The organism is Thiorhodovibrio litoralis, assembly GCF_033954455.1.
Classification (GTDB): domain Bacteria; phylum Pseudomonadota; class Gammaproteobacteria; order Chromatiales; family Chromatiaceae; genus Thiorhodovibrio; species Thiorhodovibrio litoralis.
In genome coordinates this window covers 5,399,409-5,412,266 of sequence record NZ_CP121473.1, presented here as the reverse complement: position 1 = coordinate 5,412,266, position 12,858 = coordinate 5,399,409, and the positions used below count along the sequence as shown (strand labels likewise).

Annotated in this window: 9 protein-coding genes; 5 read left to right on the top strand and 4 right to left on the bottom strand. The window is 66.1% G+C overall.

What is annotated here, in order from left to right:
- The first annotated feature begins 12 nt into the window (after window positions 1-12).
- The 4 genes from Thiosp_RS24425 (at window position 13) to Thiosp_RS24410 (ending at window position 9,248) form a co-directional block, all read left to right on the top strand.
- Window positions 13-4,647, top strand: a complete 4,635-nt coding sequence (locus Thiosp_RS24425) for an FkbM family methyltransferase (protein ID WP_201066581.1) — start codon at window positions 13-15, stop codon at window positions 4,645-4,647.
- A 273-nt stretch (window positions 4,648-4,920) separates the two neighbouring features.
- On the top strand, window positions 4,921-6,456 hold the full coding sequence (locus Thiosp_RS24420; RefSeq protein WP_201066583.1) for a class I SAM-dependent methyltransferase: 1,536 nt from the start codon (window positions 4,921-4,923) through the stop codon (window positions 6,454-6,456).
- Between the two features lie 10 nt (window positions 6,457-6,466).
- Complete coding sequence (locus tag Thiosp_RS24415) at window positions 6,467-8,260, top strand: tetratricopeptide repeat-containing sulfotransferase family protein (RefSeq protein WP_201066585.1); 1,794 nt, start codon at window positions 6,467-6,469, stop codon at window positions 8,258-8,260.
- A 94-nt stretch (window positions 8,261-8,354) separates the two neighbouring features.
- Window positions 8,355-9,248 carry a DUF4351 domain-containing protein gene (locus Thiosp_RS24410; RefSeq protein ID WP_201066586.1) on the top strand — a complete coding sequence of 298 codons (894 nt, stop codon included), beginning with the start codon at window positions 8,355-8,357 and terminating at the stop codon, window positions 9,246-9,248.
- Between the two features lies 1 nt (window position 9,249).
- On the opposite strand, the gene Thiosp_RS24405 is transcribed toward Thiosp_RS24410, so the two are convergent.
- The 4 genes from Thiosp_RS24405 to Thiosp_RS24390 form a co-directional block, all read right to left on the bottom strand.
- Window positions 9,250-9,573, bottom strand: a complete 324-nt coding sequence (locus tag Thiosp_RS24405; RefSeq protein WP_201066588.1) for a hypothetical protein — start codon at window positions 9,571-9,573, stop codon at window positions 9,250-9,252.
- Between the two features lie 93 nt (window positions 9,574-9,666).
- On the bottom strand, window positions 9,667-10,932 hold the full coding sequence (locus tag Thiosp_RS24400) for a tyrosine-type recombinase/integrase (protein ID WP_201066590.1): 1,266 nt from the start codon (window positions 10,930-10,932) through the stop codon (window positions 9,667-9,669).
- A gap of 480 nt (window positions 10,933-11,412) precedes the next feature.
- Window positions 11,413-11,607 carry a hypothetical protein gene (locus Thiosp_RS24395; protein ID WP_201066592.1) on the bottom strand — a complete coding sequence of 65 codons (195 nt, stop codon included), beginning with the start codon at window positions 11,605-11,607 and terminating at the stop codon, window positions 11,413-11,415.
- A complete protein-coding gene (locus Thiosp_RS24390; protein ID WP_201066594.1) occupies window positions 11,607-12,341 on the bottom strand; it encodes a hypothetical protein in 735 nt (244 codons plus the stop codon). The genes Thiosp_RS24395 and Thiosp_RS24390 overlap by 1 nt, the downstream gene beginning before the upstream one ends.
- 322 nt (window positions 12,342-12,663) lie before the next feature.
- Here Thiosp_RS24390 and Thiosp_RS24385 point away from each other — a divergent pair, with 322 nt between their 5' ends.
- Entirely contained in the window at window positions 12,664-12,840 is a 177-nt protein-coding gene (locus tag Thiosp_RS24385) for a hypothetical protein (RefSeq protein WP_201066596.1), read from the top strand.
- The last annotated feature ends 18 nt before the right edge of the window (window positions 12,841-12,858 follow it).

The window sequence follows — 12,858 nt, the reverse complement described above, 5'->3', positions numbered from 1 at the left end:
CGGGGTGGAGCAGTGAGCAAGAGCAAGCGCAAGAAGACACAAGCGATGGCACGGCCGCGCGCGGCGGGAACCCGAGCCGCGTCGGCGGCGCTGGCGGGCGCGCACCAGCGGCTGACGGCGCTCTTTGATCGCGGTGAGGATGTGGCTGGACGGGCGGCGGCGCAGGCGCTGGTGGCGGCGAATGAACAGGACGCCTTTGCCTGGAAGGTGCTGGGCACCATTGAGGTGCGCTTGGGCGAGACGCAGGCAGGCGTGGCGGCGCTGCGCCGCGCGCTGGCGCTGGCGCCCAAGGATGCCTCGGTCTTGAACAGCCTGGGACGGGCGCATGCGGACTTGGGCGACCCGGCGCAGGCCGAGCAGTATTACCGCCGGGCGTTGGCGCTGGTGCCGGGCTACCCCGAGGCGCAGCGCAATTTGGGCAATCTGCTGCTATCGCAAGACGCGCCGCAGGCGGCATTGGCGGCGTTCGAACAGGCCATCGCGCGGCGCCCGGGGTATGTCGCGGCCCATATCGACCGCGGATTGGCCTTGCGGGCGTTGGGGCGTTTTGACGAGGCGCTGCAGGCGTGCGAGACGGCCTTGCGCCTGGATCCGCGCTCAGCGCGGGCGCATTGCAATCGTGGCAGTTTGCTCTTTCATCAAAGTCGCTCGCGCGAGGCGGTGCAGGCTTACGATGCCGCGTTGGCGCTTGATCCGAATCTCGTGGAGGCGCACTACAACCGGGGCAATGCCTTGCATCGGCTGGGGCAACTGCGCGCGGCGGAGGCGGCCTTTCGCCGCGCGTTGGCCCTGGATGCAAGCTTGGCCATGGCGCATAACAATCTGGGTAACACGCTGCAGTTGCTCGGGCGCCTGGATGAGGCCGAAGCCGCGCATGAACAGGCGCGGCGCCTGAATCCGGTGGCGTTTTACACTGACTCTAACCGGTTGTTTGGGTTTAATTATCGCGACGATGTCGCGCGCGAGACCGTGTTCGCGGCGCACCGCGCCTACGCCCAGCCGGCGCAGGCGCCGGTGTGGCGGGCGGCGCCGGGCGAGGAGGCGCGGCGGCGGTTGCGCGTGGGCTTGGTGTCGGCGGACTTTGCCATCCATTCGGTGGCCTTCTTTCTCAGCGCTTGGCTGGAGCACCATGGCCGCGAGGCAGTGGAGTTGTTTGCCTATGCCAATGGCGAGCGCACGGATGCGATGACGCATTGGTGCCGGGCGCGGGTCGCGCACTGGGTGCCGTGCGCGGCGTTGGATGACCACGCGCTTGCGGCGCGGATTGCTGCCGACCGAATTGATGTACTGGTGGATTTGGCGGGTCACAGCGGCAAGAACCGGCTGCCGGTGTTTGCCGAGCGGGCGGCGCCGGTCCAAGTGACCTGGCTCGGCTATCCTAACACCACCGGGCTGACAGCGATGGATTATCGGTTGGTGGATGCGGTGACCGACCCGCCGGAGGCCGATGCCTTTCACAGTGAGCGGCTGCTGCGGTTGCCAGACGGGTTTCTGTGCTATCGCCCACCAGAGCCGGTGCGGAATCTGCAGGCGTGCCAGCCGCCGAGCACCGAGCGGTCTTCGCTGACCTTTGTTTCCTTTAACAATCTTGCCAAACTTGGGCCAGGGATTCTGGCGCGCTGGGCGCGTATTCTCATCGCCGTGCCCGGCTCGCGGCTAATGTTAAAGAGCGGTCTGGCGGCGGATGTGCGCGTTTGGGATACGGTCATCGAGCAATTGGCGCGCGCGGGGGTGGCGGCTGAGCGAATTGAGGGATTACCGCGAACGCCGCGTCAGGCCGACCATTTTCCGTGGTATCACCAGGCGGATATCGCCCTCGATACCTTTCCCTACAACGGCACCACCACCACGGTGGAGGCGTTGTGGATGGGCGTGCCAGTCGTCACCGAATGCGGCGACCGCCATGCCGCGCGCGTCGGCGCGAGCATCCTGACCCGGCTGGAGCTGCCGGAGCTGATCGCCCAGGACGCCGATGACTATGTGCGCATCGTCGTTGAACTGGCGCAAGACCCCGAGCGCCTGCGCCGGTATCGCGCCACCTTGCGCCCCAGACTGGAAGCCAGCGCCCTGCGCGATGAGGTCGGCTTCACCCGCACCTTCGAGTGGGCGCTGCGCGAGATGTGGCGCATTCACTGCGCCGGCGAGGCGCCGCGGGTTTTCGAGGTGCCCTCGCAGCGCGATCCCAATCAGCCCACGCCGACTCAGGCCGCCGAGCGCGCGCTGGCTGAAGGGGCGCTGGAGCGCCTAGCGCCGACCCCGCCGATGCCTGATGCGATGCCCAGCCAGTCGCCGATGCCCTCGCCCGACACCCACTGGACCCTGACCATCGCCGACGAGGTGAAGGTGTGCGTGCCGCCCGACGTGCGGCGTATGACGGCCTATGTGCTGCTGGAGCAGGAGGACTGGTTCGAGGCCGAGCTGCCGTTTTTGCGCGAGCTGGTGCAACCGGGCATGGGCGTGCTCGACATCGGCGCCAATCATGGCCTCTATGCCCTGAGTCTGGCCAAGCGGCTGCGCGGGCAGGGGCGGGTGATCGCCTGCGAGCCGGCCAGCGCGCCCGCTGACATGCTTAAGCGCAGTATCGCCGCGAATGGCTTTGGGGATGTGCTCACCCTGCTGCGCGTCGGCCTGTCCGATCACCAGGGCGAAGCGACGCTCACCATCGGCGCCAACAGCGAGCTGAACACTCTGAACGCCGAGGCCGGCGCCGCACCCGGTCAGACCGAGACCGTACGCCTGACCACCCTGGATGCGCTGCTGGACTCCGCCAACTGGCCCGCCGGCTTCCAGGTCGATGTCCTCAAGCTCGACGCCGAGGGCGAGGAAATTCGCATCCTCCAAGGCGGGGCGTACTTCTTCGCCGAGCAAAACCCGCTGGTGCTCTTTGAGTGGAAACACGGCAATGCACCCAACACCGGTCTGCTCGAAGCCTTCGCCGCGCTCGGCTACGACCGCTATCGGCTGGTGCCGGGGTTGCAGGCGCTGGCGCCCGTCCTGCCCGATGAGGAGCTGGATGGCTATCAGCTCAACCTGTTTGCCTGCAAGCCGAGCCGAGCCGCGCAACTGCAAGCGAGCGGCTGGCTGTTGACCAGTGCTGAAGTCAACGCCGAAGCGCCGGCGCCGGTACGCCGTTGGGCCGAGGCACTCCAAGGGCTGCCGTTTGTTGCGAGTATCAAGGCCGACGGCGCCACGCTCCCTGCCTGGCAGCGGCTGGATCGGGCGGGTGATGTGCATTGGGCTCAGTATGAAGCCGCGTTGGATGCCTGTCTGAGCGCGGCGGATGCCGGCCAATCCTTGAGCGCACGTTGGGCGTGGCTGCGTCACAGCCGGGCGCGGTTGGAGCAGTTGGCCGAGGCCGGGGATGCTCATCTGGCGACAATCTTGCTGCGGATTCGGGTCTTGAGTGCCTGCGGCGAGCGTGCGGCGGCGGCGAAGCTCAATGGGAAGTTAATCAAAGTCTTCGATCAACAACGGCTGCAGGTGAAATTGGATCGACCTTTTCTGCCGCCAAGCGCGCGCTTTGACGATTGTGAACCGCGGGCCATGGGCAAAGAATGTGCGATGGCGGCCTGGTTACGCGCGGCCATGCACGAAAGCCGAGAGCGTCTGCGCGCGCATTCGTCCTATTTCCAGTGCAATACGGGGTTGTTCCGACAGCTGGGTGCGAATCCTAACCGAAGCTTTGAAATGGATCGACGCATCGCGTTGCAAGCTTGGCTGACCGGCGCCCCGATGCGACTGGATTCGACACACCCGTTGCGCGCGGGCCCCGTCGGGCCGGCGCATCGAAATCGGGCATGGTGGCAGCGCGTAGGCAAGGAGGTGCGGGACGTTTGCGGACCACGGCGGATCGGGCGACCGGTGGCGAGCGACGGTTATCGTTGGGTGTTTTGTGCCGGCATGCAGCGCAGCGGGTCGACTTGGTCCTACAATGTCACGCGCCATCTGATGGCTCAGGCCAAAGGCGCGGCGGCGGTCACCGCCGGCTATTGCGGCGAAGGACGACGGGTGGATGCGAGATTGAATGAGCAAGCGGCCGTCGCTGGTTACCATGTGCTGAAGTTCCATGGCGCGACGAGCGGTGCCATTGATTTGGCTGGGCAGGGAGCCGCCAAGGTCATTGTGACCTATCGGCCACCAATGAATGCGGTGGCTTCGATGGTGGATTTTTTTGGCGCAAAGCTGGAACACGCTGTTGGGCAGATCATTCGCAGCATTGACGATATGAGGCGATGGCGAGCGACCGGCCATGCGTTGTTCATCGCCTTCGATGATTTGATGCTCCGCGATGTCGCGTCGATTCGACGGATTGCCCGATTTCTCGACGTTAAAGCCGCGGATGAGGTGATTGAGCGTATCGCGAGAGAGACCAGCTTCAGCGCGACCCAGCAGCGGGCCGAGGCCTTGGACAGCAAAGGCGCGGTGCTGATCAAAGCCGGCGACTCACACTATGACCCTGAGTCGCTGCTCCATGTCGGGCATGCGCCTTTGGGCCAGGACCGCGATTGGCGTCGTCAACTGACCGCTGAACAGCAAGCCTACGCGCTGAAGGCGCTTGATCGCTGGATCGATGCTGGAGGGGGTTGGCGACCGGACGCCTTTTGTGACGAGGAGGTGGGGCCGGTTAGTTACCAGGGGCGGGAATAGCCGAAGGTGGTTACACAGCAACCCGCGCATTCAGTTTGTGCAAACCGGTCCGGACTATTCCGTGGTCGAGGCCGGTACACTGATTCTGCCGGTGACGCAAGTATCTCGATTATCAATGGCCTGAGCCAACTCCTGAAACAGCTCGACGCGCAGCGTAAGGCACAGCAGAACGCGATCACGCACTAATCGGCACGACGGCGATTTCCGAGACTGCCGGTCAGCGACGGCGAGCTGGCCTCACTTTTCTAACATCCGCGAACCGAAAGATCACCCATGACCGACTGGACCGCCGGCTATGTCGCCGACCTGGGCTACACCCACGGTTACTACAACGAACTCAACCCCACCCGCATCGCCCTGGCTCTGCTGCAAGCCGGTCTGGCGCTACCCCGGATCACCACCGCCTGCGAGCTCGGCTTCGGCCAGGGCCTGAGTCTGAACCTGCACGCCGCCGCCAGCCCGGTGCGCTGGTGGGGCACCGACTTCAACCCGAGCCAGGCCGCTTTCGCCCAAGAGCTCACCCGCATTGCCGGCAGCGAGGCGCGGGTGTTCGACGACGCCTTTGCCGACTTCGCCCAGCGCCACGATCTGCCCGGGTTCGACTTCATCGCCCTGCACGGCATCTGGAGCTGGATCAGCGACGAGAATCGCCGGGTGATTGCCGAGTTCGCGCGCCGGCATCTCAACCCCGGTGGCGTGCTCTACATCAGCTACAACTGCTTTCCCGGCTGGGCCGCCTTCGTGCCGCTGCGCGAACTGCTCAAGGCGCATACCGATATCCTTGGCGCACCCGGCCAGGGGCGGGTCGGGCGCATTGATGGCGCCATCGGTTTTGTCGAGCGGCTGCTCGCGACCAATCCCGCCTATGCGCGGGAAAACCCCGCCATCGCCGCGCGCTTCAATAAGCTCAAGGAGCACAACCGCGCCTATCTGGCGCACGAATACTTCAACCGCGACTGGGCGCCGATGTCGCTGGGCACGATGGCCGAGTGGCTGCAACCGGCCAAGCTCGACTATGCCGGCAGCGCCCATCCGCTCGATGCCATCGATGCCATTCACCTGACCGAAGAGCAACGCACACTGCTCGCCGAGATCCCCGACCCGCTGTTTCGCGCCGGTGTGCGCAACTTCATGGTCAACCAGCAGTTTCGCCGCGACTACTGGGTCAAAGGCCCTCGCCGGCTCAATGCGCTCGAGCAGCGTGCGCAAATCCGCGCGCTGCGTCTGGTGTTGACCACCTCGGGAGCGGATGTGCCGATCAAGGTCACTGGTACCTTGGGCAAGGCCACGTTAAACGAGGCACTGTACACCGCACTGCTTGAGATACTGACCGACCATCAACCACGCACGTTCGCGCAGATCGAACAAGCACTAGTGGGGAAGAAGATCGCCTTCGCCCAGCTTTGGGAGACGGTGCGCATTCTCGCCGGCGGCGGGCATCTGCACCTGGCCCAGGACGAGGCCGTTGCCTCCGAACGCCGCACGCACACCGACGCGCTCAATGCCCACCTGATGCAGCAGGCGCGCGGCAGCGACGCCATTCGTTTCCTGGCCAGCCCGGTCACCGGCGGTGGGATCCATGTGGATCGCTTCCATCAGCTCTTTCTGCTCGCCCGTCAGCAAGGCCGCCAGATGCCCGCCGACTGGGCCGCCTTCGTCTGGGAGCAACTCAAGGCGCAAGGTCAGCGGGTACTCAAGGAGGGCAAGGCACTGGAGAGCGAGGCGGACAACCTGGCGCATCTGACCGGCGAGGCGGAGAGCTTCGCGGCGAAGCGGTTGGCGGTGATGGAGGCGTTGCAGGTCGCTTAAGGGGCAGCCGATGGCGGGGCAGGGCGAACAAACACTCAGCCTGGCTGACGCCCTCGCTGCCGCCGCCGCCCACCAGCGCGCCGGCAACCTCCCCGCCGCCGCCCAGCTCTACCAAGCCATCCTCGCCGCCGCTCCCCAGCATGCCGAGGCTTGGCACCAGCTCGGCCTGATCCACTTCCAGCAAGGGACGCTCGACCAAGCCGACACCAGCCTGCGCCAAGCCCTGGCCCTCGCGCCCAGCAACCCCGCCTACTGGATGCACCACGGCATTGTCCTCAAACGCCGTGGCCAGCTCGACCAAGCCCTGGCGGCCTACGACCGAGCCCTGACCCTCAAACCCGACTACGCCGAAGCCCACACCAATCGTGGCAATGTGCTGAGCGACCTCGGCCGCTGCGACGAAGCCCTGGCCGCCTTCGACCATGCCCTGCGCCTCAACCCCAAGGCGCTGGAAGCCCATCGCGGCCGGGGCGCGATGCTCAGCGCGCTGAACCGCCAGCGCGACGCCCTGGCCGCCTATGACCAGGCCCTCAGCCTGCACCCGAACGACCGGCTCAGCCTCACCAACCGCATCCTGGTGCTCAAACGCCTCGGTCGCCAGAATGACGCGCTCAGCGCCTGCGACCAGGCCCTCGCCCGGTTCCCCGAGGACGCCGCCCTGCACAACACCCGCGGCGGTCTGCTCAAAGCCCAAGGCCAGATCGACTCAGCCTGCTTAAGCTACCAGCGCGCCCTGGCCTGCCAGCCCGACAGCGTCGAAGCGCTGATCAACCTCGCCCAGGAAGGCCGCCTGCCACCCGAGCCCGCCGCCATCGCCACCCTGCAAGCGGCGCTGAACCAACCGCCTCTGAACGTGGTGCGACGCAAGGATCTCCACTTCGCCCTCGGCCATCTGCACGACCGCCGCGACCAGCCCGAGGCCGCCTTCGCCCACTACCAGGCCGGCCACGCCGCCCGCGTCGAGCACCTGCGCCACCACTACGATATCGACCAAGCCCGCGCTCGCGTCCAATGGCTGTGCCAGACCTTCACCGCCGATTACTTCGCCACCCGCCGCGACTGGGGTCAGCCCGACGCTCGGCCGATCTTCATCCTCGGCATGCCGCGCTCCGGCACCACCCTGACCGAGCAGATCCTCGCCCGTCACCCGCAGATCCGGGCCGGCGGCGAGCTGCCCACCCTCGGGCACCTCGCCCAGCGCTGGAGCGGCCAGCCCCGGCCACCCGGTCATCGCCACCATCCCGAGGCCCTCACCCGCGGCGAAGCCCAGCGCCTGGCCGCACGCTACCGGCAAGCCCTGCCCGTCACCGAGCCCGACCAGCGCGCTACCGACAAGATGCCGCACAATTTTGAACACCTGTGGCTGATCGCGCTGCTGTTCCCTCAAGCCACCGTCCTGCACTGCCAGCGCGACCCCATGGCGACCTGCTGGTCGATCTACCGCCACAACTTCGCCACCGGCCACGCTTACGCCGATGACCTGATCACCCTGGGCGCGCACTACCGCGATTACCAGACCCTGATGGCCCACTGGCGGCAAGTCCTGCCCATCCCCATCCACAGCATCCGCTACGAAGCCCTGGTCAGCGACCCCGAGCCGCAGATCCTCGCCCTGCTCGATCACTGCGGACTTGCATTCCACCCCGATTGCCTGCACCCCGAGCACAGCACCCGCGCGGTCAAGACCGCCAGCGCCGCGCAGGTCAACCAGCCGATTCACACCCAGGCGATTGAGCGCTGGCGGCGGTATGAGGGGCTGTTGCAGGGGTTGGTGGGGGTGTTGGCTTGCGCAAGCACCGGGTAAGGCGCTCCCATCTTATCGAGGGAATCGGCTACACTCGCCCGATGAGCGCCGACACCCAAACACCCGACACCGGCGCGCAGTCAGGGAGCCCCTGATGAGCCACGACCAGAACTTCAAAAACCTCATCCTCGACTATCCACGCCAGGCCATCGAGTTTGCCGCCGCCAGCGAAGCGGCACGGCTTGATGATCAGGTGCGCATCCTGCCGCTGCGCGAGGAGCAGCTCAAAGAGCGCCTCGGCGAGCGCTTTCGGGAGTTGGACGTGCCGCTGTTGCTCGAATGGCCCGATGGCCGCCGCCAGGCGCTGCTGTTTGTCTTCGAGGAGGAAACCGAGCCTGGGCGCTTCTCCATCCATCGCCTGGCCCATTACTGCCTGGACCTGTCCGAGCTCTACCAGACCGAGCGGGTAGTGCCGGTGGTCATCTTCCTGCACCCCGGTGGCTTCCGCGAAACGCTCAGCCTAGGCAGCGACACGCGCGCCTATTTACAGTTCAGCTATCTGGCCTGTGCGCTGTTCGGGCTCAAGGCGCGCGATTACTTCGACAGCCCCAACCTGGTCGCGCGCTTGAACTTGCCCAACATGCAGTATGCGCCCGAGGAGAAGGTTGAAGTCTACGCCCAAGCCGTGCGCGGCCTGCGCACGCTGGAACCCGACCGCGAGCGGCAGATCAAATACCTCGACTTCGTCGACATCTATGCCGCTCTTGATGAGAATGAACGCCAGCGCTACCAGCAACAGTATGCCGAGGAGATCGAGACCATGACCGCGTTTGCCGATCGTTTTATTGAACAGGGAGTGCAGCAGGGAGTGCAGCAGGGTTTGCAGCAGGGCGAGGCCCGGACGCTGCTGCGCCAGCTTGATCGGAAATTCGGTTCACAAGCCGCGCAGGCGCACCGCGCACGCATAGAAGCGGCTGAGCTTGAGCAACTGGAAACCTGGCTCGATCGCATCCTCACCGCCGAGACCCCCGAGACGATTTTTCACTGACTCAATCGGCCCCGAGAATCTCCCGCACCGTCCGCTCCGGCAGCCCCACCGCAGCAGCCAGCGCCGCGCACGACGGCGGCGGATTCGCGCGGGCGAGGAAGCGCACGCGCAGGCACACCGCCGGCGGCACCAGCCCATGGCTGACGCGGCTTCCGCCCGAGCCAGGCCAACCCCAGCCGGGCAGGGGCACCACCGGCGACGGCGCCTCGGCCGCGCTGATCAGCCGCTCCAACAGCTGCGCCTGGGTCTCCCCGGGCTGGCACAAGGCCGCCACCCGATCCTTGAAGCCCGCCGTGGCGCGCACGCAATACATGGTCTGGCCCATGTTAGACCTCTGTTAAATGCCGGTAAAACAGCCGTAGAACCGCAGTTAAACACAGCGTAAAACAGCCGTTAGACAACTGCTGTCGCATCGACGCTAGGCGGCCTCGGCAGCAGGCTGTGCGGAGCATGCAGGCTCCCCAACCAGAGCCAGCAAAGCCTGCTCCCAGCGTTCCAAGGCCGCACGCGTCTCAGCGCGGTAATGGTATTGGTTGTAAACCCCCACGATCCCCGTCTTGCCATGGCCAATGACGCGCTCGGCGATTTCCTCAGGGATGCCCAAGGCCGCCAGACGGGTGCGGCAGGTCCGGCGCAGATCGTGCGGCGTCCAGTGCCCCCAATCGGCGTTGGGCTTGTTGCCCATGGCCAGGGCGGCGCGGGTGACCGCCTTATCGAGCCCGGCAACCGTCGCCGGCTCGCCCCCCGCGCGCTGCGCGAACACCCGATCATCGGCCGCCCACTGGCGGCGCGCTTGTAGCCGCTCGGCCTGCGCGCGCGCCAGGGCGAGCAGCGCCAGGGCCGTGTCAGTCAGATGGACCGAATGCGCGGTCTCGGTCTTGCGCCGCCGGCTGGCAGGGATGGTCCATGTTGTGCCGTCAATCTCCGACCAGCGCAGGCCCAATACCTCCCCTGGTCGCTGGCCGGTGAGCAAAATTAGCTTCAGTGCAACCCGACTGAGCGGGCGCATCCCCGACTGGGTGTGGCAGACTCCCCGGATTTCCGCGTCATCGAGCACCCGCCCGCGCTGGCGGGTCTTGAGCGCCTTGTCGATGCGGCTGGGTTTAAGGCTCGCCGCCGGGGAGAGCGCGAGCAGCTCGCGATCCTCAGCGAAGGCGAACACCTGCTTGATATAGCCAAGCAGATGACCAGCCGCCGCCGGCGCCTCGCGCGCGCGGGCCTCGACCAACGCAATGAGATCGGCGCGGGTAATGGCGCCGATGCGGCGCTTGCCAAGCGCCGGCAGCAGGTCGCGCGCCAGACAGCGGCGCACCTCTGGCGCGCTTTGCAGTCGGCCATCGCGGCACTTGCAAAATCGCTCGACTAAGTCGGTGAGGGTGATCTCGGCGCGGTTGTGTTGGCGCTCGGCCATGGGGTCTTGCCCTTGGTCGACCAGCGCGCGCAGGCGACTGGCCTCCTGGCGCGCGGCGGCCAGCGACCAGGTCGCCCTGAACTCGCCGATGGTCTGAATGCGCTCCTGCCCGGCCTTGGTGCGATAGCGAAGCACAAAGCTCTTGGTGCCAGCAGCGGTGACGCGCACGCCAAACCCGCGCGGCGCATCCTTGTGCGCGTCCCAATAAAGTTGCTTGCCGCTCGCGGGTGGTCGCATCTCGCGAATACGACGGTCCGTTAATGTGCTCGGCATTGCGCCGCCTCCTAATGCAATGGTAACTGTGGCACCGAAGGCATGCTCCAGCGCCACGCACAGCATAGGATGGTTTGGGGCGGTCAGCGAGTGGTATTTTTGGCTTTTTTTCTCAGTGAACGCTTTTGAAACAAGCGCTTGCAAATTTGGTGTCAGGGCGGCTAGCGGGGTTAGCGAAGAGCCAATGGATGTCCAATCAATTGGCCGTTGGTGCAAATCCATGTGTTACGTTCGTTCTATCAATGCCCTGTGTTGCCGCTATGTGCTCGGGGTTTAGCCATGCCCGCGTTTTGCGCCAGTGTGCGGCTGAAAAAGACGGCTGCGGAGGTGCCAGGCAGGGGGGCGGCGCCCGGCTGCCGAGGATGGTTTTGGAGAAACCAGTCCGTGGCGAACCAAAAAAACAAAATGAACTGCCTTGGCCCGGTTCTTTTGGTTTTTTAGGTCCCCAAGGGCAGGGTCGCGAGAAATTTTTTGCTCCTGTCAATCGGACGGCCGGGAGTTCCCGTGGACGGGGAGCTGCGCCAGGGCCAGCAACGTCTGCAACGCCGCCACATCGCCCAGATGGGCCTGGCGTTCCAGCTCGGCAAGCCACGCCTCCCCGTGACGGCGCCACAGCCGTTGGGCGCGCTTGGCCAGATTCACCGAGCGTCCGCCGCGATCAGGCTGGTCGCGCATCACAGCCTCCCGCCGAGCCGGGCGGCGGCGCAGAGCTTGGGATCGAGCTTCAAGCGGCGATCCATGCACAGGCCCGCCAAGGCGCGCAGGCGCTGACCAACGGCGAGCAGGGCGGCCTGCAGGCGCTCGCCCTGGGCCTGGAGGATGTCGACCTCCAGGGCGCAGACAGCCGCCGTCCAGGCGCGCTCGGCCTCCGCCAGCGGGCGCTCCGGGTCAGCCGGTCGGGCGCTGGTATGGGCCGCCAGCAGCCGCTGCAGATCCCCGCGATCCAGTGCGAGTGTCGCGCGAACGGCATCGCTGTCGGTGCTGCCGGCCAGTACCTGCTCTTGCTCGGCCAAGTGTGCCTGGCGCGCCAGCAGTTGATCCTGCTCGCGCTGCCAGTCGGCGCGCGCGGCCTGCTGGCGCTGGTGGTTGTGCTCGGCATGCAGGAGCATCTCGGACAACGCGACGGGCAGTGTGGGGACCGCGGGGGCGGGCACTGCCAGATCGGCCAACCGGCTTGTCAGCTCCGCCTGCAGCTGGTGAAGCCGTTCGGCAACCGCAGGGCCGTGGGCGGAGGGTGCCGCCGGGGAGCGGGTATCGCCCCGCACGCGCGCCAGATGCGCCTCGGCGGCAGCCAAGGCCGCTCGGGCGGCGGTGGTGTCCTGACCATCGCGCAGGGTGGTGTCGAGCTGGGCTTGGGCGGCGGCGCACTGCCTTTCGGCACTGCTGAGGGGGGGGTGAGGGTGAGGCATCGTGATATTTCCGGTTATCCGTGGTTGTGAAGGGATAACGCGGCAGTTTGTTGTCACGACAGCGGACTTTTGCCGGGTTGACGGCCGAGAAAAGCACGTTATTGACAAAATGAACGCCTTTTTTCGGCTCCAGCGGGAGAAGTTGGCGGCTAACAGCGGGTTGCAGGCCGGTTTGGCATCTTGGCGCGGCGGGCAAGGGGGAACATTGACGCCGGCGCGGTTGACTGCAGGGTCGAGCAGGCTGCATTGACGCAGACGTTATGGTGACGCGCGGGCTAAGGCTTCAGAGCGGCGTAGAACTGCGCCTTGGTGACATTGGAGGTTGTCCAAAAAATCGGCTGGCGGCGGTGCCAGCCATCCCGTGGGTGTTGAGCGCTGGCAAGGCGCCTGGATCGCGGGCTTCGCCGGCACCTTAGCACTGATTGCCGCGGCCATTATAGCCGCCCGCCGGCATCCGAGCGGTTCTTGCCAGGGCGCGCCTGGTGGTTTCAAGAACTAGCGGGCGGAGCGGGTTCTG

What these genes read in the sequence shown, in the direction of transcription:
- Thiosp_RS24395 (WP_201066592.1), bottom strand. Translation starts at nt 11,607, where the DNA reads ATGCGCGACCAGCCTGATCGCGGCGGACGCTCGGTGAATCTGGCCAAG.
- Thiosp_RS24420 (WP_201066583.1), top strand. Translation starts at nt 4,921, where the DNA reads ATGACCGACTGGACCGCCGGCTATGTCGCCGACCTGGGCTACACCCAC.
- Thiosp_RS24405 (WP_201066588.1), bottom strand. Translation starts at nt 9,573, where the DNA reads ATGGGCCAGACCATGTATTGCGTGCGCGCCACGGCGGGCTTCAAGGAT.
- Thiosp_RS24390 (WP_201066594.1), bottom strand. Translation starts at nt 12,341, where the DNA reads ATGCCTCACCCTCACCCCCCCCTCAGCAGTGCCGAAAGGCAGTGCGCC.
- Thiosp_RS24415 (WP_201066585.1), top strand. Translation starts at nt 6,467, where the DNA reads ATGGCGGGGCAGGGCGAACAAACACTCAGCCTGGCTGACGCCCTCGCT.
- Thiosp_RS24400 (WP_201066590.1), bottom strand. Translation starts at nt 10,932, where the DNA reads ATGCCGAGCACATTAACGGACCGTCGTATTCGCGAGATGCGACCACCC.
- Thiosp_RS24410 (WP_201066586.1), top strand. Translation starts at nt 8,355, where the DNA reads ATGAGCCACGACCAGAACTTCAAAAACCTCATCCTCGACTATCCACGC.